This is a genomic window from Actinomadura syzygii, from assembly GCF_008085905.1.
Taxonomy (GTDB): domain Bacteria; phylum Actinomycetota; class Actinomycetes; order Streptosporangiales; family Streptosporangiaceae; genus Spirillospora; species Spirillospora syzygii.
On record NZ_VSFF01000002.1, the window covers coordinates 484,640 to 505,718 of the forward strand.

At 73.0% G+C, this 21,079-nt stretch carries 20 protein-coding genes and 1 pseudogene; 11 read left to right on the forward strand and 10 right to left on the reverse strand.

Annotated features, from left to right (window positions below; translation table 11 throughout):
* Positions 1-97: 97 nt before the first annotated feature.
* Positions 98-1,315, forward strand: a pseudogene (locus FXF65_RS06265) (RNA-guided endonuclease InsQ/TnpB family protein).
* An 8-nt stretch (positions 1,316-1,323) separates the two neighbouring features.
* Here FXF65_RS06265 and FXF65_RS06270 read toward each other — a convergent pair.
* The 4 genes from FXF65_RS06270 to FXF65_RS43535 form a co-directional block, all read right to left on the reverse strand.
* Entirely contained in the window at positions 1,324-2,193 is an 870-nt protein-coding gene (locus FXF65_RS06270; RefSeq protein WP_187412123.1) for an ABC transporter permease, read from the reverse strand.
* Between the two features lie 133 nt (positions 2,194-2,326).
* On the reverse strand, positions 2,327-3,433 hold the full coding sequence (locus FXF65_RS06275) for an extracellular solute-binding protein (protein WP_148348733.1): 1,107 nt from the start codon (positions 3,431-3,433) through the stop codon (positions 2,327-2,329).
* 1 nt (position 3,434) lies between these two features.
* On the reverse strand, positions 3,435-4,907 hold the full coding sequence (locus FXF65_RS06280; protein ID WP_148348734.1) for an amidase: 1,473 nt from the start codon (positions 4,905-4,907) through the stop codon (positions 3,435-3,437).
* Positions 4,904-5,119 carry a hypothetical protein gene (locus FXF65_RS43535; RefSeq protein WP_187412124.1) on the reverse strand — a complete coding sequence of 72 codons (216 nt, stop codon included), beginning with the start codon at positions 5,117-5,119 and terminating at the stop codon, positions 4,904-4,906. Before FXF65_RS43535 ends, FXF65_RS06280 begins: the two co-directional genes overlap by 4 nt.
* 72 nt (positions 5,120-5,191) lie before the next feature.
* Here FXF65_RS43535 and FXF65_RS06285 point away from each other — a divergent pair, with 72 nt between their 5' ends.
* Positions 5,192-5,911, forward strand: a complete 720-nt coding sequence (locus FXF65_RS06285) for an enoyl-CoA hydratase/isomerase family protein (RefSeq protein WP_187412125.1) — start codon at positions 5,192-5,194, stop codon at positions 5,909-5,911.
* A 7-nt stretch (positions 5,912-5,918) separates the two neighbouring features.
* Here the strand turns inward: FXF65_RS06285 and FXF65_RS06290 are convergent, their stop codons facing one another.
* From FXF65_RS06290 to hutI, 4 genes are all read right to left on the reverse strand, one after another.
* Positions 5,919-6,899 (reverse strand): TauD/TfdA family dioxygenase, encoded by a 981-nt coding sequence (locus FXF65_RS06290; RefSeq protein ID WP_187412126.1) that lies wholly within the window; start codon positions 6,897-6,899, stop codon positions 5,919-5,921.
* Between the two features lie 31 nt (positions 6,900-6,930).
* Positions 6,931-7,917 (reverse strand): TauD/TfdA family dioxygenase, encoded by a 987-nt coding sequence (locus tag FXF65_RS06295; RefSeq protein ID WP_187412127.1) that lies wholly within the window; start codon positions 7,915-7,917, stop codon positions 6,931-6,933.
* Between the two features lie 149 nt (positions 7,918-8,066).
* Positions 8,067-9,230 carry an acyl-CoA dehydrogenase family protein gene (locus FXF65_RS06300; RefSeq protein WP_148348738.1) on the reverse strand — a complete coding sequence of 388 codons (1,164 nt, stop codon included), beginning with the start codon at positions 9,228-9,230 and terminating at the stop codon, positions 8,067-8,069.
* Positions 9,223-10,563, reverse strand: coding sequence for an imidazolonepropionase (gene hutI / locus FXF65_RS06305; RefSeq protein WP_148348739.1), 1,341 nt, complete (start codon positions 10,561-10,563; stop codon positions 9,223-9,225). Before hutI ends, FXF65_RS06300 begins: the two co-directional genes overlap by 8 nt.
* A gap of 148 nt (positions 10,564-10,711) precedes the next feature.
* Between hutI and FXF65_RS06310 the strand changes: the two genes are divergently transcribed.
* The 8 genes from FXF65_RS06310 (at position 10,712) to FXF65_RS06345 (ending at position 17,682) form a co-directional block, all read left to right on the forward strand.
* The gene (locus tag FXF65_RS06310; protein ID WP_187412128.1) at positions 10,712-11,416 is read left to right on the forward strand and encodes an IclR family transcriptional regulator; all 705 of its coding nucleotides are present in this window, start codon (positions 10,712-10,714) and stop codon (positions 11,414-11,416) included.
* Between the two features lie 19 nt (positions 11,417-11,435).
* Positions 11,436-12,215, forward strand: a complete 780-nt coding sequence (locus FXF65_RS06315; RefSeq protein WP_148348741.1) for a hypothetical protein — start codon at positions 11,436-11,438, stop codon at positions 12,213-12,215.
* Entirely contained in the window at positions 12,208-13,038 is an 831-nt protein-coding gene (locus FXF65_RS06320; protein ID WP_148348742.1) for an alpha/beta hydrolase, read from the forward strand. The genes FXF65_RS06315 and FXF65_RS06320 overlap by 8 nt, the downstream gene beginning before the upstream one ends.
* Complete coding sequence (locus FXF65_RS06325; RefSeq protein WP_148348743.1) at positions 13,035-14,201, forward strand: thiolase domain-containing protein; 1,167 nt, start codon at positions 13,035-13,037, stop codon at positions 14,199-14,201. Before FXF65_RS06320 ends, FXF65_RS06325 begins: the two co-directional genes overlap by 4 nt.
* Positions 14,198-14,674 carry a Zn-ribbon domain-containing OB-fold protein gene (locus tag FXF65_RS06330; RefSeq protein WP_222868397.1) on the forward strand — a complete coding sequence of 159 codons (477 nt, stop codon included), beginning with the start codon at positions 14,198-14,200 and terminating at the stop codon, positions 14,672-14,674. The genes FXF65_RS06325 and FXF65_RS06330 overlap by 4 nt, the downstream gene beginning before the upstream one ends.
* Positions 14,675-14,848: 174 nt before the next feature.
* Positions 14,849-15,397, forward strand: coding sequence for a hypothetical protein (locus FXF65_RS06335; RefSeq protein WP_148348744.1), 549 nt, complete (start codon positions 14,849-14,851; stop codon positions 15,395-15,397).
* A gap of 90 nt (positions 15,398-15,487) precedes the next feature.
* Complete coding sequence (locus FXF65_RS06340) at positions 15,488-16,099, forward strand: class F sortase (protein WP_148348910.1); 612 nt, start codon at positions 15,488-15,490, stop codon at positions 16,097-16,099.
* A 77-nt stretch (positions 16,100-16,176) separates the two neighbouring features.
* The gene (locus FXF65_RS06345) at positions 16,177-17,682 is read left to right on the forward strand and encodes an amidohydrolase (RefSeq protein WP_148348745.1); all 1,506 of its coding nucleotides are present in this window, start codon (positions 16,177-16,179) and stop codon (positions 17,680-17,682) included.
* Here the strand turns inward: FXF65_RS06345 and FXF65_RS06350 are convergent.
* Entirely contained in the window at positions 17,660-18,091 is a 432-nt protein-coding gene (locus tag FXF65_RS06350; protein ID WP_187412129.1) for a hypothetical protein, read from the reverse strand. The two genes, FXF65_RS06345 and FXF65_RS06350, sit on opposite strands and share 23 nt — an antisense overlap.
* A 2-nt stretch (positions 18,092-18,093) precedes the next feature.
* Positions 18,094-18,492, reverse strand: coding sequence for a rhodanese-like domain-containing protein (locus FXF65_RS06355; protein ID WP_148348746.1), 399 nt, complete (start codon positions 18,490-18,492; stop codon positions 18,094-18,096).
* Between the two features lie 100 nt (positions 18,493-18,592).
* Between FXF65_RS06355 and FXF65_RS06360 the strand changes: the two genes are divergently transcribed.
* Positions 18,593-21,028 (forward strand): ATP-binding protein, encoded by a 2,436-nt coding sequence (locus FXF65_RS06360; RefSeq protein WP_148348747.1) that lies wholly within the window; start codon positions 18,593-18,595, stop codon positions 21,026-21,028.
* Positions 21,029-21,079 lie beyond the last annotated feature (51 nt).

The window sequence follows — 21,079 nt, forward strand, 5'->3', positions numbered from 1 at the left end:
GTTCTCCTTGAAGCGTGGAGACCCCCGCCTTCAGGCGTGGGGAGGAAACGCGGCACGGTGCCGCGGGGATGCGAACATGTGTGCGATCCTTGACCGCGTGGCGCAGGTCGTGAAGCGGGCGTACAAGTACCGCTTCTACCCGACCCCCGAGCAGGCCGGAGAGCTTGCCCGGACGTTCGGTTGCGTCCGCCTCGTCTACAACATGGCGCTGGAGGAACGGTCTCGCGCCTACACCGCCGAAGGGCGAAAGGTCTCCTATGCGGAGACCTCGGCGATGCTGACGGCCTGGAAGAGAATCGACAGGCTGGCGTTCCTGTCCGAGGTGTCCTCGGTCCCGTTGCAGCAGGCCCTGCGGCACCTGCAAGCGGGGTTTGTGAACTTCTTCGCCAAGCGCGCCGGGTACCCGGCGTTCAAGTCCCGCAAGAAGTCCCGGGCGTCGGCGGAGTACACCCGGTCGGCGTTCCGCTGGCGGGACGGGAGGCTGACGTTGGCGAAGATGGACGGGCCGCTGGACATTCGCTGGTCCCGCCGGTTGCCCGAGGGTGCGCAGCCCTCCACCGTCACGGTCAGCCGGGACGCCGCGGGCCGCTGGTTCGTGTCCCTCCTGGTGGAGGAGACGATCAGCCCGCTGCCTCCCGTCGAGGCGAAGGTGGGCGTGGACGTGGGGATCACCGCCCTGGTGGCCCTGTCCACCGGGGAGAAGGTCACCAATCCCCGGCACGAGCGGCGGGACCGGCGCAAGCTGGCCAGGGCCCAGCAGGCGCTGTCGCGCAAGGCGAGGGGGTCGAAGAACCGGGACAAGGCCCGGTGCAGGGTCGCCAGGGTGCATGCCCGGATCGCCGACCGGCGGCGGGACTTGCTGCACAAGTTCACTACTCGGCTCGTCCGTGAGAACCAAACGGTCGTGATCGAGGACCTGACCGTCGGCAACATGCTCAAGAACCATTCGCTGGCCCGCGCGATCTGCGACGCCTCTTGGCGCGAGATGCGCGGCATGCTGGAGTACAAGACCGCCTGGTACGGCCGTGAACTCGTCGTGGTGGACCGGTGGTTCCCCAGTTCGAAGCTGTGCAGCGGGTGCGGGGCCCGGCAGGAGGCGATGCCGCTGGGCGTGCGGTCGTGGGCGTGCGCCTGCGGCGCGGTCCACGACCGGGATGTGAACGCAGCCCGCAACATCCTCGCGGCCGGGCTGGCCGAGAGGTGAAACGCCTGTGGAGCTGGTGTAGGACCCCAAGGGCGCACGCCCGGCGGGCAACTGGCTGTGAAGCAGGAAACCCGACCCGCGAGGGTTGGAATCCTCCGGCTTCAGCCGTGAGGAGGAAGTCAACCGATGGCCCTCCGCATCCGCTCCTTGCCGACCAGCCGCAGCCCGCCGAGGATGACCAGCCCGGCGACGACCAGCAGCAGCACCGAGGCGACCGCGGCCTGCGCCGGCTCGAACAGGTTGAAGATGTCGTCGGCGATCAGGCTCGCCGTGAACGGCGCCGTGGCGCCGCCGAGCAGGACCGGCGTCAGGTAGTACCCGATGCAGATCACGTAGACGATCACCGTGGAGGCGAGCAGGCCGGGCAGGGCCAGCGGCGCCACCACGTCCCGCAGCGCCCGCGTCCGCGACGCGCCCATGCTCTCCGCCGCCTGGATCAGGTTCATGTCGATCGTCACGTACACCGCGTACAGCGGCAGCACCGCGTACGGCAGCATCTGGTAGACCATGCCCGCCACCACGGCGAACTGGGTGCGCAGCAGGTGCATCGGCTCGTCGATGACGCCGAGCCAGGTCAGGGTCCGGTTCACGACCCCGAACCGCTCGAACAGGACGGTGAAGACGTAGATCTTCATCACCGCGCCCATCCACAGCGGCACGAACACCGCCAGCGCGATCGCCATCCGGGTCAGCCTGCTCTTCGTCGCGCGCAGCGACCAGGCCAGCACGGCGCCGACCGACACGACGATCACCGTGACGATCAGCGAGGTGAGGCAGGTCGTCCACAGCGTGCGGCGCGCGGCCGGGCTGTGGAAGAAGTCGCTGAAGTTGCCGAACCCGTCGGGCTCGCCGAACGCCGTCCGCAGCAGCTCGACGAACGGGTAGAGGATGAACACGCCGGCGACGACGAGGAACGGCGCGATCAGCCCGAGCCCGGTCAGGCCGGAGAACGTCGACTGCCATCCCCTGGCTCGTGTCGGTCGCCTCATCCGAAGCATGGGCTCATCTCCTGCTCATCTCCCTGCTCATCTCCTGGTCATCTCCCATCAGTGCTCGTGGCTGGACCGGTGGGCGGGACGCGCCGGCGGCCGAAGGGGGCCGCGGCCGCCGGCGCGCCCGCGGTCAGCCGACGAGGATCTCGCGGAGCTCCTTGCCGAGCTCCTGCTGCTGCTTGGCCCCCGCCTTGCCGTCGACGAGCGTGACGCCGGTCTTGTTGATGGGCAGGTTCTCCAGCACGTCGGGCGACAGGTACTTCTGCATGTCGCGCCCGCCGGTGCCGCTGTAGATCTTCTCCGTGAACTTGGCCTGCGCCTCGCGGTGCTGCGCGTACCACTTGACGAACTCGAACGCGGCCGTCTTGTTCTTCGCGCCCTTGGGCACGCACCAGCCCTCGTCGAAGAGGAGGCCGCCGTCCCAGAAGAGCTTCAGGTCGGGGACCTGCTTCTTCGCCGAGACGAGCACCGTGTTCGGGGCCTGCATGATGCCGACCTCGCCGTCCACGACGGCCTGCTGCATCTGCGCGGGGCTGGTCGACCAGACCTGCACGTTCGGCTTGATCTTCTTGAGCGCGTTCATGGCGCGGTTCACGTCGACCGGGAAGAACTGCTTCGGGTCGACGCCGTCGCCCTCCAGCGCGAACAGGCTCGTGAAGATCGGGTTGTTCGCCGTGATGCCGCGCGTGCCGGGGAAGTTCTTCACGTCGAAGAACTCCGACGGCTTCGTCGGACACTTCTTCACCAGCTTCGTGTTGCAGCCGATGAGGTTCACCGTTCCGCCGTGGTCGAGGTAGTACGGCTCGGACGCGCTCGGACGGATCGCGCCGTCCGCCACCAGCGGCGTGATCGTGTCGATCAGCGACTGCGGGAACTTCTCGAGGTTGCCGTCCAGGACGAGCTTCGAGGTGTCGCCGCCGGGCGCCTCCAGCAGGTCCCACTCGATGTTGTTGCCCGCGCGCTGCGCCGCGACCTTGGCGGCGAACCCGCCGCCGGGCGTCGCGATCGTGACCTTGATCCCGGTGTCCTTCGTGAACTGGTCGTAGAAGAACTCCTTGTTCGCGGCCGTGAACGACCCGCCCCAGCCGGCGACGACCAGGGTCTTGGAGTCGCCGCCCGAGCCGGAGTCCGAGCCGCCGCAGGCGGCGGCGCCGGTCGCGACCATGGCGAGGGCGATCAGCGCCGCGAGCCGTCCGCGGCGGTGCCCCGTGGGGGGACGCATTCGCTGGGAAGACATGTCATCCTGCTCCTTCTCGTGCTGTATGCGATGACCGCTCGCCCCCCGGGTGTGCGACTCCGTCGCGCGCGGCCGGCGGCACCCTCAGGTGAAAGTCGGTGTGCCGTTGGTAGGTGTCGGCGACGCGGAGCACGGTGCTCTCGCCGAACGGTCGTCCGACCACCTGGACGGACAGCGGGAGCCCGGACGCGGCGGACCCGCAGGGCATGGCCGCCGCCGGGAGCCCGGCCGCGTTCCACAGCGCCTGGAAGCCCGGCCGGAGCAGGGCGGCGGCGAAGTCCGCCGTCGCGACCGGGGCGGGCGGGGTGAGCGCGACCGGGGTGAGGAGCACGTCGACCTCGGCGAAGACGTCCGCCAGGGCCCGCCGGAACAGGGCCCTGACCCGCTGCGCCTGGACGTAGTCGGCGCCGGTGAAGAACGCGGCACGGGCGAGCAGCTCGCGCGTCGTCCGGCCGTAGTCGTCCCACCGGTCGATCAGGTCGCTCCGGTGGTAGGCGAAGCACTCGCAGAGGAACGTGACGTTGTTGGCGTCGTTCGCCTCCTGCGCGTACGGGACGGCGACGTCGGTGATCGTCGCCCCGGCCCGCGCCAGCTCGTCGGCGGCGCGCAGCACGCCGTCGCGGACCTCGCCGTCGAGCAGCGGCGAGTCGAGGAAGTACCCGGTCGGGACGCCGATCCGCAGCCCCTCGACCCCGCCTTCCCCGCGTGTGCCGTCGGCGTAGCGGTCCGCGGGGAGCGGCGAGGAGTGCGGGTCGCCGGGGTCGTGCCCGGCGACGGCGTCGAGGATCAGCGCGCAGTCGTAGGCGCTGCGCGCCATCGGCCCGACCGTGTCGAGCGTGAACGCGCACGGGACGACGCCGCTCTTCGGGACCCGTCCGAACGTGACCTTCAGCCCGGTGCAGCCGTTCGCGCCGGACGGGCCGCGCACCGACCCGCCCGTGTCCGTGCCGAGCCCGCCGAGCGCGAGGCCCGCGCTGACGGCGATCGCCGTCCCGGAGCTGGAGCCCATCGCGGTGTGCTCCGGGTTCCACGGGTTGCGCGGGAACGGGAAGCGGGACGGCCGCTCGGGCAGGCCGCACGCGAACTCGTTCGTCGTGGACTTGCCGAGCAGGACGCTGCCCGCCGCCCGCAGCCGCGCGACGGCCGGGGCGTCGGCGCCGCCGCCCCAGCCCGGCGCGAGGACCTCGCTGTTGGCGCGGGTCGGCGCGTCGCGGGTGGCGATGAGGTCCTTGACCACCAGCGGGACGCCCTGGAGCGGCGACCGGTCGATCCCGCGCGCGAAGTCGGCGTCGGCGTCGGCCGCCGCCGCGAGGGCCGCGTCGGCGGTCACGGCGACGTACGCGCCGAGCGCGCCGTCGAGCCGCGCGATCCGGTCGAGGACCGTCCGGGTCAGATCATGCGAGGTCACCGCGCCGGAGCGGAGGGCCTCGGCGGCGTCCTCGATGGTGAGGGGCAGGGTCAGCGGCAACGTCATGGGCCGTCCTCGCCGGGGAGGGCGCGGGTCCGCGCGATCGCGACCGGGTCGACCGGCTCGACGTCGCGCAGGTCCAGCTCGGACAGCGCGTCGGCCTTCGCGCGCAGGCCCCGGCGGCTGGACGCGATCCGCGCGATCTCGTCGGCGGAAAGCTTGAGCCCGGCCGCGCGCAGCGCGTGTACCGTCGCGTGGACGTCCGTCACTTCGTCCACCTGCGTGCCTTCCCTTCGGTTGTGCCGTGGATACGATCGGCCGCACCGCCCGACCCTGATGAGGAGCAGCGCGTGAGTGCCGAACCCCTGCGCATCGACGTGACCGGCCCGGTCGGGCTGGTCGAGATCCGCCGCCCGGACCGGCGCAACGCCATCGACTCGGCGACCGCGACCCTCCTCGTCGAGGCGGTCGCGCGCCTCGACGCCGACCCGGCCGTGACCGCGATCGTGCTGTGCGGCCAGGGCGGCGACCTCTCCTCGGGCGCCGACATGGCCGAGCCGGCGCCGGACCCGGCGGACGTCCCGTGGCGGCGGACACCTCACGCGCGCCTCCTGCGCGCCGTGCGGACGAGCGCGCTGCCGGTCGTCGCGGCCGTCGAGGGCTGGGCGCTCGGCCTCGGGGTGGGGCTCGTCGGGGCGTCCACGTACGCGGTCGCGGGCAGCTCGGCGCGGTTCGGGCTGCCCGAGGCGCAGTTCGGCTTCTTTCCGATGGGCGCGGCGCCCAACGCGGTGCGCCGGGTCCGGCCGGACGTCGTGCTCCGCTGGGCGCTCACCGGCCGCCGCTTCGACGCCGCCGAGGCCGCGGCGCACGGGCTGGTCACCGACGTCGTCCCCGCCGGGGAGGCGCTGACCGCCGCCCGCGAACTGGCAGCCGAGCTCGGGTCCGCGCCCCGGCACGTCGTCACGGCGGGCATGGCGTGGCTGCGGGAGTGGGCCGGGCACGCCGTGGGGCCGCTGGACGACTGGTCCGAGGAGAACATGACCTTCGCCGAGCCATCGCCGGGGGAGTGACGGGCGCTCATGCGATCCCGGCCCGCCACCGTCGCAGCGCGGGCACCAGCGGACGGCCGTCCGCGCCCCGGCTGATCCACAGCCGCTCCAGCTTCCGCCGGTACGCCGGGTCGGCCGGGTCGTCGACGAACCCCGTCCGCGAGTGGATCACCGCGTAGTTGTTGACGAACTCCAGGTCCCCGGCCCGCGGCTCCACGTGGACGGCCGTCCCCGGACGGCGCAGCAGCGAGTCCAGGTACATGAGGAAGGTCATCTCCTCGGCGCTCAGCCGGGGGACGTCCTCGAACCGCATCGCGCTCATGATCCGCTTGGTGGCCAGCGAGCAGCTCAGCGCGCCGTCCGCGACGGAGAAGATCGGCCGCGGGCTCCAGCCCGGCTCGCCGGACGGCCCCTCGCCCTCCCAGTCGGTGGCGTACTCCTTGGAGACGAGCTCCAGCCACTCCGGGTGCTCGCTCACCAGCGCGTTGTAGACGGTCGCCGCGCTGGCCACCACCCGCGCGCCGCCGCTCCGCGCGGGCGCGAGGCAGAGGTAGCTCGCGACGTCGGTGGGGTCGGTGTGGAACGGCGCCCCGGCCTTGCTGTGGTAGGTGCCGCTGGCCTGCTCGGGGTGGCGGGCGTCTTCGAGGACGCGCACCAGGTCGCCGCTCCCGTTCTGCGGGACGATCTCGCCGAGGCACCGGGCGATCGTCCAGTGGGCACGGGACGCCCGTTCGGGCGTGTACCGCGTCCCGAGCGGGAGGCCGCGCAGGACGGCGTAGCCGTGGCCGCCCTCCAGCCGCTCGACCAGCTCGGAGACCAGGCCCTCCAGGCCGGGGACGGGGGCGTCCCGCCGCGCCGGGGCGCGGTCCGGCTCGGCGTCGAGGACGGCGTCGAGCGCGTCCAACTCGGCGTCGGTGAGATGCCGCACGTACGGCTCGCCGGACTGGAGGTCGGCGGCGGTCCACACGCTCGGGCCGGTCACCGGCCGGTTCAGAACCTCTGTCGTCACGATGTGCTCCTGATCGCTGTCGGCCGGGGGATCACGCGGACCGCGCCCACTCCAGGCGCGAGATCCCGCTGCGCCAGTAGTGGTATTCGGGGCAGACGACCCGTCCGGTGTCGGGACGGCTCACCCACAGCCGCAGCAGGTGCCGCTGGAAGTCCGGGTCGTCGGGGTCGTCCACGAAGCCGGTCCGGCTGTGCACCGTCACGAAGTTGTTGACGAACTGGATGTCGCCGACCTCCAGCGTCATGTCGAGCGCGACGCCGGGCCGGGTGGGGATCTCGTCCAGGAACAGCAGGCACTCCACCTCGCGGGCGGTGAGCCTCGGCACGTCCGGGAACCGGGTCGCGCTGAGGATCCGGCCGGTGCGGTAGGCCGCCGACAGCAGGCCGTCCACGTAGGAGTAGAGCCGCGAGTAGTACCAGCCGGGGCTGCCGGGCGGCTCCTCGCTGACCCAGTCGGTGGGGAACCGCTTGTAGAGGATGTCGAGCCACTCAGGGTGCTCGTCCAGGACGATGTTGTACGCGGTCATCGCGCTCGCGACCAGGCTGATCCCGCCGCTGCGTGCCGGGTGCAGGCACATCAGCCCGACGACGTCGGTCTGGTCGGTGTGGAACGCGGCGGCCGAGGCGGTCGCGTAGCCGCGCGCGTTGTGGCCCTTCGCGCCGAGGTTCCGGATGTTGCCGATCAGCTCGCCCCTGCGGTTCTGCGGGACGAGTTCGCCCATGTGCAGGCCGATCGCCCAGTAGATCTTGGTGGCCTCCTCGACCGTGTACCGGTCGTGGATCGGCAGGCCGCGCAGCAGGACGAACCCGGTGCCGTGCTCCAGGTCGTCCACGACGTCGCGGACCTTCTCCGCGAAGCCGGGCAGCGGGAAGTCGCGCTTCGACAACTCCTGCGCGGTCTTGTCCTGGACGCGGGCGAGCGCCCGGTCGAACTCCAGGAGGTCGTCCTCGGTGAACCTCCGGGCATAGGAGTCCTCGGCGCCGATGTCGGCGGCCGTCCAGACGCTGCGTCCGGTCACCGGTTCTCTCAGGATGTCTACCATCACACGAACTCCAAATAGAGGCGTCGGCCTTTTGCGTGCCGAGCCGCGCGTCATGTCGTGGGTCGATGGGGTGTGTCGGTGGCTGTAAAGGAAAGGGGAATGGGAACCGGTGCCGCTCGTGGCGGCTACACCACGGTCCCGTGCCGGTCGTGCTGCCTGGCCAGCAGTTTCGCGACGGTGAGCAGCTGGATCTGCGAGGTGCCCTCGTAGATCCGGAAGATCCGGCAGTCCCGGTAGAGACGCTCGATCTCGCTCTCTTTCACAAAGCCGTAGCCGCCGTGAATTTGGAGTGCCTTGTCGACGGACTGGAAGCAGTTCTCACTCGCGACGTATTTGGCGAGCGAACCGGCCCGCCGGACGTCCTCGTCCCGGTCGCGGAGGGCCGCCGCGTGGTAGGCGTGCAGCCGCCCGGACTGGACGAGCGCGTCGATCTCGGCGAGCAGCATCTGGATCGCCTGCAGCTCGCGGATCGGACGGCCGAACTGGACCCGCGTCGCCGCGTATCCGGCGGCGAGGTCGAGGGCGCGCATCGCGACCCCGTTCGCCAGCGCGGCCACGTCGATGCGGGCGCTGTTGAGCACCTCCAGCGCGATGCGCCCGCCGCCGCCCGGCTCGCCGAGCACGGCGTCCGCGCCGACCCGGACGTCGTCGAACGCGACCTCGTAGGCGTGCTCGCCGCGCAGGCCGAGCTTCTCGATGGGTGCGGAGAAGCCGACGCCGTCCGCCCCGGTGGGGACGAGGAAGGCGGTGATGCCCCGGATGCCCGCGTCCGGGTCGGTCATGGCGAAGACGGTGAGCGCGTCGGACTCGCGGGCATTGCTGATGAAGGTCTTGGTGCCTGTGAGTGTCCAGCCGTCCGGCCCGGGGGTCGCGCGGGTCCGGATGCGGGAGATGTCGGAGCCCGCGTCGGGCTCGGTGAGGGCGAAGGCCACCCGGAACGTTCCGGTGGCCAGACCGGGCAGGTACCGCTCGCGCTGGTCGGACGACCCGAACTGGCGCAGCGTCTCCATGCCGAGGTAGTGGCCCGCGAACACCGACCCGAGGGAGGCGTCCGCGTAGGCGATCTCCTCCATCGCGAGGACCTGGGTCCTCATGTCCAGGCCGAGGCCGCCGAACTCCTCGGGGACGGTGATCCCCATGAGGCCCATCTCGGCGAGCCGCGCGAACAGCTTCGCCGGGTACTCGGCGGCGGCGTCGCGGTGCGCCGCGCCCGGCATCACCTCCCTGCGGCAGAACTCCCGCAGGGTGTCGCGGAGGTCCCGCGTCTGGTCGTCGAGCGGCTCAAGCATCGCCGTCCTCCCGTCGGGCCGGGGCGCGCACGGCGCCGTCCTTGATCACCGACGCCACGAGGTTGGCGCCGAACCGGTTGACGACGTGCTCGTGGGACGGAACGTTCCAGATCACGACGTCCGCCCGCTTGCCCGCCTCCAGGCTGCCGATGTCGGCGTCCCGGCCGAGCGAGACCGCGGCGTTGATCGTGCTCATCTGCCACACCTCGCCGTAGCCGAGCCGGTAGAGCCGCGCCGCGAGCTGCAGGACGGTCTGCATCGACAGGTTGGGGCTGCTGCCCGGGTTGTAGTCGGTCGCGAGCGCCACCAGCGCGCCGGAGTCGACGAGCCGCCGGTAGCGCTCGGCCAGCCGCGGGCGGCGCGGATCGGACCAGCCGTCCCCGCCGGGGCCGGGGACCATGTCCATCAGGTGGTAGCTGACGCCGGGGAGCAGCGTCGCGACCGTGTCCGAGTCGGCGAACATCCCGATCGCCCGGTCGGTGACGTGCTCCAGATGGTCGGCGGACGCGGCGCCCGCCTCCACCGCCGTCTCCGCGCCCTCGCCGTGGCCGGTCTGGTCGGCGTGGACGCGCAGCCCGTAGCCGTGCTCGTCCGCGGCGCGCGCGATCTTCAGGCACTCGTCGGGGGTGAAGCCCACCGGGTCGCAGGTGACGTCGCAGAACTCGGCCAGGTGGCGTACCTCGCCGAGCTGCGCGATGACGTCGTCCACGTGCGCGTCGCGGGGCGCTCCCGGCGGCGGGACGTGCGCGCCCAGGAACGTTCCGACGACGTCCACCGGATGGTCGAGGGCCGCGACGACCTGGAGCAGCCGCCGCTCGGCCGCCGCCGTCAGCCCGTATCCGGACTTCGCCTCGGCGGTGGTCGTGCCGTGCGCCAGCATCGTGTCGAGCCGGGACAGCGCGCCGTCGCGCAGCCGCTCGAACCCAGCCGCGCCGGTCGTGCGGGCGGTGTGCCCGATGCCCGAGGCGAGCGTGCCGCCCGGCGTGCCGAGCACCTTGCGCCCCCACTCCTCGTGCCGGAATCCGTCGTGGACGAGGTGGGTGTGCGTGTCCACGAAGCCGGGCGTGACGAGCCGTCCGGAGGCGTCGAGCACCTCGCGTCCGGTGTGCCGCGCGAGCACCTCGGCGGACGGGCCGACCGCCACGATGCGGCCGCCGTCGATCGCGAGCGCGCCGTCCGCGATCCGCTCGGGACGGCCGAGATCCGCGCCGCGGACGCCCCGTCCGGACGGCGGCCGGCACGTCAGCACCTCGGCCGCGTGGGCGATCACGAGATCGACCTCAACCGGTGTCTTCTGGCTGGACAGCCCGCCGCTCATCTGCAACCCTGTCATCTAGTAAAAATCGAAGGTCACTAGATGAAAGCATATGGTCGGGGGCGAGGCAAGCACTCGGCGCAAGACGACCATCCGGCTGACCACCCCACCGACCACCGCAGATCACGGCCCAGAACACGGCTCAGACGACATGGAGGACCAGAGGGTGTCGACAGAGAACGGGCGGGCGCCGACGCGCACCGTGGAGCGGGCTCTCACGCTGCTGGTGGAGGTCGCGACCAACGACGGCCTCGGCCTCGTGGACCTCGCGCGGCGCGTCAACCTGTCGCCCGCGACGGCGTCCCGGCTGCTGCGCACGCTGGAGGCGACGGAGTTCGTCCGGCGCGACGGCGACGGCGCGTACCACGGCTCCAGCAGGCTGATCCAGGTGGCGGTGACGTCGATGAGCAGCGTCCCGCTGTACCGGCTCGCCGAGCCGCATCTCGCCGAGCTCCGCGACGAGGTCGGGGAGAGCTCCTACCTCGGCGTCGGCGGCCCGCAGGACACCGTGCTGTACGCGCGGATGGCCGAGAGCGGCAAGTCGATCCGGCACAGCGGGTGGCTCGGCCGGACCGTCCCGCTGAAGGACACCGCGATCGGCACCGCGCTGCGCGGCCGCTGCGGCGACCTCGGCTACGTCAGCGCGAGCCACACGCTGGAGGACGGCGTGACGGCGATCGCGGCGACCGTCCGCTGGCCGGACGGCAGCCCCGCCGCCGCGCTCAGCGTCGTCGGCCCGACGTACCGGATCCCCGACGAGCAGGTGCGCGCGATCGGGGAGCGCGTCGCCGCGCACGCCCAGGCCCTGTCCCGGGAACTCGGCATGCCGGACCTCGACGCCGACGCGGCGTCGCGCCCGGCCGATCGCTAGCGAAGAAGGAGAGGACCTGATGGCCGACGATGCCGGATTGGTGGTGGGCGCGCGTTCGCGCAGCGCCCGCCATGTCGCGGAGGCCCGCGACGCCACGGCGTACCCCGCCGAACTGTCGGTTCTGCTGCGCATGCTGGACGAGGTGCGCCCGTCCGGCGGCGCGGAGCTCGTCTCGCTGCGCTGGGACCGGCGGCCCCCGCCGGATTCCCCTGACGGCGGCGCGGGCCTGCGGCTGGAGGCGACCGTCACGCGGCGGGTGCCGGGCGAGGAGCGCGCGACCATCCACCAGTCGGTGCGCGTCCTGGACGACCACGACCGCGAGCGGTGCCGCTCGACGGTGGCCTGGAGCGCGCCCGTCGAGCTGAGCCGGAGCGAGGCCGCCGCCTGGAAGGACGCCGACTTCGCGTCCGTCCGGTGGGGCGAGCGGCTGCGCGACCGGCTCGCCGCCGACCCGCGCTTCGCCGCCGCCACGCGCAGCTTCGACGGGGCGATCGCGTTCGCCGTGCCCGACCGGCAGGTGCACTTCCGGATCTACCGGGGGACGGTGATCGACGTCGCGCGCAAGTCCCTGGACGGCGCGACGTTCGCGGTCGAGGGCGCGGACCTCGCGTGGGTCGAGCTGCTCGGCGCCGCGTCCAACGACTTCATCCGCCGGACGAGTGACGGGCACTTCCGCGTCCAGGGCAGCGGCTACCAGTACCTGCGCATGATCAAGGCGGTCATGATCATGATCGACCAGGCCCGCGCGTTGACACGCGACCCGGCCGTGGACACCAGCTTGGAGGCGACCGGTGCATAACGCCGAGTACCTGGAGTTCGACGGGCGGCTGGCGTTCGTCGAGACCTGGCCGGGCCACCGTCCGACCGTGCTGTGCGTCCACACGGCGGGGCAGAGCGGCGTGCAGTACCGGCACGTCGCGCCCGGCCTGGCGGAGCTGGGCTTCGGGGTCGTCGTCGCCGACCTGCCCGGCCACGGCCGGTCCGAGCCCGCGCCGGGCGGGCCGATCAGCGACCTGTCCTGGTACGCGGAGTGGTGCGTGCGGCTGATCGCGAAGCTCGGCCTGGAGCGGCCGTACCTGCTCGGCTGCTCGATCGGCGGGAGCATCGCGCTGGACGTCGCCGCCCGCCTGCCCGGCGAGCGGCTGTCCGGCGTCGTGGCGCTGGACCCGTCCGGGGTCCTCGGCAGCGACGGCCGGCCGCCGCCGCCCCCGCTGCTGGAGGACACCGCGTCCCCGAGCATGCGCGACCGCACCTACTTCGGGACGATCGAGGCGTGCGGCAAGTCCGTCCCGGGCGAGCGGGCGGAGCTGATCGCGCAGATGCACTGCCGCGAGGACTGGCACGTCACCGTCAGCGACATCCACGGCGCGCTCACCCACGACATCCGCGCGGAGCTGGCCCGGATCACGTGCCCGGTGCGGATCCTCACCGGCGAGGACGACTACTTCGTCCCGCCGAGCCGGGTGCGGCGCGTCGCGGACCTCGTCCCGCACGCCGCGTTCGAGGTGATGCCGGGCATCGGGCACTACCCGATGGAGGAGATCCCCGACTTCGCGGAGCGCTTCGACCGCTGGGTGCGGGAGTTCGAACCGGCCGCCGAGCTCGACGGGGCGGCGCCGTGACGATCCGCGGCAAGGCGTTCGTCGTCGGCGCCTACGAGCATCCCCGCCGCGACATCCCCGACCTGTCGGTGGCGGAGATCCACGCCGAGGTGGCGCTCGCGGCGCTGGCCGACGCCGGGCTGTCGCCGTCCGACGTCGACGCCTACTTCTGCGACTCCGACGCTCCCGGCGTGGGGCCGCTGTCGATGTCGGAGTACCTGGGGCTGCGCTGCCGGTACCTCGACACGACCGAGACGGGCGGCGCGTCCTACCTCTCGCACGTCGGGCACGCCGCCGCCGCGATCGCGGCCGGGAAGTGCCGGGTCGCGCTGTGCGTCATGGGCGGACGGCCGCGCACCCTGCGGATCGCCGCCGGGCCGAACCTGTCCGGGGCGCCGGAGACGGACTACGAGACGCACTGGGGGATCACCGACACCGTCCACAACTACGCGCTGGCCGCCATGCGGCACATGCACGAGTTCGGGACGACGAGCCGCCAACTCGCCGAGGTGAAGGTGGCCGCGTCGCTGCACGCGCAGCACAACCCGAACGCGTTCCTGCGCAAGGCCGTCACCGTCGAGGACGTGCTGTCCTCGCCGATGATCAGCGACCCGCTGCACCGGCTGGACTGCTGCGTCATGACCGACGGCGGCGGCGCGGTCGTCATCGCGAGCGCGGAGGTCGCGCGGCGGCTGCCGCGCCGGTCGGTCGCCGTCCTCGGGCACGGCGAGGCCGCGAAGGGGACCGGCACGGGACGACCCGACCTGAGCCACACGGCGGCGGTGTGGTCGGGACCGGCGGCGTTCGCCGAGGCCGGGGTGACGCCCGGCGACGTCGACTACGCCTCGATCTACGACTCCTTCACCATCACCGCCCTGCTGGCGCTGGAGGACCTCGGGTTCTGCGAGAAGGGCGAGGGCGGACGGTTCGTCGAGGACGGCGCGCTCGTCGCCCCGCACGGACGGCTGCCCATGAACACCGACGGCGGCGGCCTGTGCAACAACCAGCCCGACAACCGGGGAGGGATGGCGCGGATGATCGAGGCGGTCCGCCAACTGCGCGGTGAGGCCGCGCCGGAGGTGCAGGTGCCGGACTGCCGCCTCGCCGTGGTGCACGGCTCGGGCGGACGGCTCGCCACCCGCAGTTCGGCGGCCACCCTCGTCCTCGGCCGGGAGGACGCGTGAGCACGCGGGGAGAAGGCACACAGCGGGAAGGCGCGAGCACGCCGCTGCCGCGCGCCGACTTCACCCCGTCCGGCGCGGACGAGACGTTCTGGGCCGCGACCGCCGAGGGGCGGCTGCTGCTGTCCCGCTGCGAGTCGTGCGCGACGATCGTCTGGTATCCGCGGCCGTTCTGCCCGCGCTGCGGCGGACGCGGCATCACGTGGTTCGCGGCGTCGGGCGAGGCGACCGTCTACACCTACACGGTGGTGCGGAAGGCGCGCGGCGCATACCGCGAGCTGACCCCGTACGTCGTGGCCTACGTCGAGCTGGCCGAGGGGCCCCGGATCCTCACCAACATCGTCGGCTGCGACCCGGCCGAGGTGCGGATCGGCCAGCGGGTGACGCTCGTCTTCGACCCGCCCGCCCCGGCCGGGGACGGGGAGGGCGAGGGCGAGGTGCGGGCCCGGCTCTACCGGTTCCGGCCGAGCGGCTGAAATGTGACGGCTATCACTCCAACTTTCCGCCGCGAATTCCGATCATGACCGTTTCGATCCGACCTTGAAATTCCTCGAACAAAACAAGGGCGGCGCCCATCGTATGAAGGCATAAGAGGGCACGGGTTCACGAGCTGAAAGTCGAGTAAGCCACCGTGTCGTAACGGAGTGGACATGCGATTCGGAAAGGCGACCGTCTTCGGTCTCGTCGTCGGCGCCATGACGGTCGGGCTCGCCGCCCCCGCGATGGCGGACGCCGGCGACGTGATCGTCCAGCCGAAGCAGGCCCGTCCCGGCGACAAGGTGACCGTCGTGGGGAAGAAGTGCGTGACCGACGGTGAGGCGGGCTCGCTCGCGTTCGTGGGCGGGGCCGTCCCGCTGAACGGCGCCGAGGAGGTCGACGGACGGTCCGGCCTCGCCACCATCAAGGCCGACACCGTCCCCGGCACCTACACGGTGCAGGTCAGGTGCGGCGGCCACCGCTCGGTCGGCGAGGTCGTGGTCATCGAGAAGAAGGCGCCGCCGAAGACGCAGCAGCCGACCACCCTTCCCGGCCACCCCACCGCGAAGGCGACCCCGCACGGCGGGCCCGCGACGGGCTTCGGCGGCGGGAGCGGCGGCAGCGGCGGCACGGCGCTGCTGGCGGGCGGCGGGGTCCTGCTGCTCGGCGGGTTCGGACTCGGCGCCATGGCCGTCCGCCGGCGCGGCGGCGCGGCCGCGTAATGGCGGATTTCCGGTGGCCGTCCTTTCCAGGCGGCCACCGGAGCCATTCCTGAAGAGTCGACGATTCGCCGTGGGCGGGTGAAAGGGATCATGCGCGGGGTGTGGGTTCTGGCGGCCGTTCTGGTGGCGGCCGGTCTCGTCCTGGTGGGGCTCGGGCTGCGCGGCCCGGCCGGTCCGCCGCAGCCGCCCGCGTGGGCGGCGCAGACCCGCCCGGTCGACCATCGCGGTCCGGTGCTGGCGCGCTCGCTGCCCGTCGAGGTGGCGATCCCGTCGATCGGGGTCCGGGCGCCGCTGGCCCGGCTGGGACTGGACGCGGACGGCGCCGTCCAGGTGCCGCCCGCCGGACGTCCGGACGAGGCGGGCTGGTACGACCGCGGTCCCACGCCGGGCGAGCGCGGCGCGGCCGTGATCCTCGGCCATGTCGACTCCGCGAAGGGCGCCGCCGTCTTCTACGACCTCGGGCGGCTCCGCCCCGGCGACCGCGTCGAGGTGGCGCGCGCCGACGGCGGGAAGGCCCTGTTCACCGTCGAGTCGGTGGAGCGCGTCCGGAAGGACGAGTTCCCGACCGAGCGCGTCTACGGACCGCTCGACTACCCCGGCCTCAGGCTCGTGACCTGCGGCGGGACGTTCGACCGCGCCAAGCGCAGCTACCGCGACAACATCGTCGTCTTCGCCGCGCGGACGGCCGTCTCCCCGGCCTGAGCCGCCCCGCGCCGGGGGTCGACAAGCCCGCCGGGCTCCTTCACATTGATCATGACCCGATCTGTGAAGGGTGTGCCATGGACTCCCGAATGACCCGCCGCTCCGCCCTCGTCCTGACCGGAACCGCCGCCGCGGGGACGATCGCCGCCGGACGGCCCGGCGACCAGGCCGACCTCCAGGCCGACCCGCAAGCAGGCCCACGGGCTGACCTCGTCCTGCACTCCGGCGTCGTCTGGACCGGGGACGGCACCGCCGAAGCGGTGGCTGTCCGAGGGAAACGGGTCGTCGCGGTCGGCTCCGACCACCACGTCCTCCGCTGGGCCGGGGACCGCACGCGCCGCGTCGACCTGCGCGGAGCGTTCGTCGGCCCCGGGTTCCGGGACCAGCACACGCACCTCATCACGCGCGCGCTGACCGGCGTGGGACCGGAGGCGTACCGGCCGGTCTACAAGCCGTACGACGAGAAGGAGGCGTTCGAGTCGCGCAGGCGCACCGGCCAGCGGCACGTGGAGATCCACGCGCGCGGCGAGACGCCCGTGGACGTCGGCGCCCACAGCCCGGTCACCGAGAAGATGAAGAACGACCTCCTCGTCATGCAGGAGGAGGTCGCCAAGCAGGGCGTCACCACGGTCGTCGAAGCGGGCCTGCGCGACCTCGGCGCGTTGGAGGCCCTCTTCCAACTCGCGGAGGAAGACAAGCTGAAAGTGCGCTTCCTGGTGCGCGTCGCCTGGGGCTGCATGGAGGAGGCGGCCAAGCTCGGCTGGAAGACCGGCGTGGGCAACGACTGGGTGAAAGTGCTGGGCGTGAAGCTGTATTCGGATGGCTGGCTCGGCCCCCGAACGTCCGCGCTGCGCCGCCCCTACGCCGACGACCCGTACGGGTTCCCGCGCAAGGGGATCCTCTTCCTGGAGCAGGAGCGCGCGAACCGCGACGTCGCCCGCGCCCGCGAACTGGGCTTCAACATCACCACCCATGCCATCGGCGATCGCGGGCTCAAGGTGACGCTGAACGCCTACGAGCACAACGACGTGTCGCCGCGCGACCGGTGGGCGATCGAGCACGTCCAGGTCGTGGAGGACGACCTGCTGGAGCGGATGATCCGGGGCGGCGTCATCGCGAGCATCCAGCTCAGCTTCGCGACGTCCGACCAGCGGTTCGCCGAGAACGCGCTCGGCCGCGACCGGCTGCGCCACGCCTACCGGTGGCGCGACATGCTGCGGGCGCGGCTGCCGATGGTCGGCGGCACCGACTTCGACATCGAGGCGCTCGACCCGATGTGGGGGCTCCAGCGCGTCGTGACCCGCACCGAGTTCGACGGCACCCCGCCCGGCGGCTGGCGGCCCGACCAGCGGCTGGACGTCCCCGCCGCGATGCGGCTGATCACCTCGCGGGCGGCGTTCGCGTCGTTCGAGGAGCGCGAGCGCGGCACGGTGGAGCCCGGCAACTACGCCGACCTCGTCGTCCTCAGGGAGAACCCGCTGACGATCCCACCGGACCGGCTCGCGTTCACGACCCGGCTGATGACCGTCGTCAACGGCAGGATCGCGGCCGAGGGACCGGTCAGTTACCCGCCCACGGCATAGGCTCGGCGGGCGGCGCGGTCGGGGCGTCCGCGCCGCCCCCGCAGAGCGGACGGAACCCGGAGCACATCAACCGGAGCCACGGGATCCGGCCCCGGTCGACGGCGTAGTACACCTGCTGCTCGACCAGGTACAGGACGTCTCCCGTGCGGACGCGCAGCCGGTACGCGAGGTGCTCGCGGTCCGCCATGGCGCCGGTGGTGACCTGGACGAGGGCCTCCACGCGGTCGTCGGGGCCGAACCAGTGGCCGAGGATGATCCCGTCCACGACCTCGACCGACTCCGTCGCCTCCCAGGGCCGGCCGGGGGTGAGGGCCCGGAAGTCGATCCGGGGTTCGAGCAGGGCGAGGAGCGCGCCGCGGTCCTTGCCCGCGACCGCGCGGGCGAACTCCTCGCCGATCCGTCCGTTCATGGTCAGGTGCCCTCCGGCGGCTCGAACGTCACCGGACGGCCCTGCTCCTGCCATGCCGCCAACCCGCCGTCGAGATGGCCGACGTCCGTGTAGCCGAGCTCCTGGAGCGCGAGCGCGGCGAGCGCCGAACGGCCGCCGGACGCGCAGTACAGAATGGTCGGAGTCGCGGGGTCCAGTTCGGCGCCATGGTACGGGCTTGAGGGGTCGGCGCGGAATTCCAGTATTCCGCGCGGCACCTGGACGGCGCCCGGAATGCGGCCGTCGAGCGCGACCTCGGCGGGTTCGCGGAGGTCGACCAGCGTCACTCCGCCGTCCTCCAGCGCCAGTGAGACCTCGGCGACCGTGAGGTTCCGAACCCGCGTGCGGGCGTGGGCGATCATATCGGTGACGGAAGTTCCCATCGGTGTCCTTTCTCGGAACCATTCGTGGGGTGCTCCGCCATTTCACAACCCCGGACGGGGTCGGCGCATCCGTGCTCGGTACGGAATTTCGGGAGGCGCGATGAGCGGGGCCATGCCGGGGGAGCTGCGGGACGCCGGGGTCACCCGCCGGGAGGCCGAGGTGTTCTGGCTGGTCGGAGACCGGCTCGGCAACCGGGAGATCGCCGACCGGCTGCGGCTGTCGGAGCGGACGGTGGAGAGCCACGTGTCGGCGCTGCTCCGCAAGTTCGGCGCGGGCACGCGGAAGGCGCTGGTCGAGCGCGCCGGGCGGCTGCGGCTCCGGGACCGCGCGCTGCCGCTGCCGCTGTCGTCCTTCGTCGGCCGGGAGCGCGAACTCGGCGAGCTGGCCGGGCTCGTCGCGAAGCACCGGCTGGTGACGCTCACCGGCCCGGCAGGGATCGGCAAGACCCGCGTGGCGCTGCACCTGGCGCACACGACGACCGCGCTTCCGCGCGCCGTGCTCGTCGACCTGGCGTCGGTGCCGCCCGGCCATGCGGTGGAACGCTCCTTCGCGGACGCGCTCGGCGTGGAGGGCGGCGGCCGGGGGATCGGGCCGCTGATCCGCGCCGCGGTGCGGGCGCGGCCGTACTGGCTCGTCGTCGACAACTGCGAGCACGTCACGGCGCCGACGGCGGCGCTGGTCGCCGGGCTGCTGGCCGAGGCGGGAGAGCTGCGCGTCCTCGCGACCGGGCACGGGCCGCTCGGCGTGGCGGGGGAGGTGGTGTACGAGGTCCCGCCGCTGTCGTCCGGGGCGGCGGACGACGACGCCGACGCGGTTCTGGCCGCGCCCGCCGTCCGGCTCTTCCTCGACCGGGCGACGGCCGCCGCGCCCGGATTCACCGGCACTCGGGCGGACGCCGCCCGGATCGCGCAGATCTGCCGGGGCCTGGACGGCCTGCCGCTCGCCATCGAACTCGCCGCCGCGCGGATCAGGGCGTTCACCCCGGCCGAGCTGCTCGACCGGCTGGACGACCGGTTCGCGCTGCTGACCGGCGGGGCGCGTCCCGGCCGGCACCGCACCCTGGAGGAGGCGCTGCGCTGGAGCCACGACCTCCTCGACGCCGACGAGCGGCTGCTCCTCGAACGCTGCTCGGTGTTCCCGCACGAGTTCGACTACGACACCGCGCTCAAGGTGCTGGCCTGGCCGCCGCTGACCGAGGACGACCTCGCGCGGGTCTTCCCCCGGCTGCTCGACCGGTCGCTCGTCGCGCTGCGCCGCCGCGGCGACACCACCCGGTACCGGCTGCTCGACAGCGTCCGCCGGTTCGCGCGGCGCGGCCTCGCCGAGCGCGGCGAGGACGCCGAGGCCCGTGACCGGCACGCGCGCCACCACCTGGAGCACGCCGTGGCGCTGGTCCCCGACCTGCGCGGCCGGGACCAGCACGCCGCGCTGCGCTGGTTCGACCACCGGTGGACCGACCTGCGGACGGCCGTCCGCCGCACCCTCGACGCCGGTGACACCGCCGCCGCCTGGCGGTTCCTCGCCGGGATCGGCACCGGCTGGGAGGTGCTCGGCGCGCGCGGCGAGCTGTTCGACTGGCTGGACGCGCTGCTCGACCGCCCGCTCCCGGACGGCGCGGCGGGCGCGCGTGCCGCCGTCGCCTGCTGCGTCCTGTTCTGCTACCAGGACACCGGGCGGGCGCGCGAGTTCGCCTCGCTCGCGTCGGCCCGCGCCGCGGACGGCGAGGACCGCGCGCTCGCCGACCTCGTCCTCGGCTGGACGGCGATCCACGGCAGCGACCGCGACGCGGCGGCGGAGCACCTGGAGCGCGCCGTCGCGGGCTTCGCGCGGCTGGGCGACGAGTGGCACCGGGCGCTGCTTCTGTCGTTGCTCGGGCTCAACGCGTCCGACACGCGGACGTCGGTCGACCTGCAGAGCGCCGCCGCCGACCTGTTCGGCCGCCTCGGAGACCACGTCAAACGCGCCAACTGCCTCAACCACATGGCGCACACCGTCATCCAGGACGGCGCCCGCCTCGACGAGGCCCGCGCCTGGCTGGACGAGGCCGCCGAACTCGCCCTGCGCGCCGGAAACGAGCACGAACGCCTGCACGCCGAGCTGCACCGGACGAGCCTCGCCCGGCACCGCGCCGACCACGCGGCGGCGGAGGCCGGGTTCACCGAACTGCTGCCCGACTTCCTGCGGATCGGCGACCTGCGCTGCGCGACCCGCTGCCACTTCGGCCTCGGCCTGACCGCCGCGGCGACCGGCGACCACGCGCGGGCGCGGACGCTGCTGCGCGCGGGCGCCGCCACCGGCCTCGCCACCCGCGACCAGCGCCTCATCGGGACGGGCCTGCGGCTGCTCGCCGGGACCGAGCACGCGCTCGGACGCCCCGTCCGCGCCGCCGAACTCCTCGCCGCCGCGCCGGACCCCGCACCGGACGACCCGCTCCTCGCCGCGCTGCGAACCGAACTCGGCGAAGCGGCGTTCGCGGCGGCCACGGCCACCGGGCGGCGGACGCCCGTCCCCCGCCTCCTGGAAGCACTGAGCTGACGGCCGCCGTCGCAACGGTTCGGCGTTGACGCGCTCGGCTGGAACCGGTTG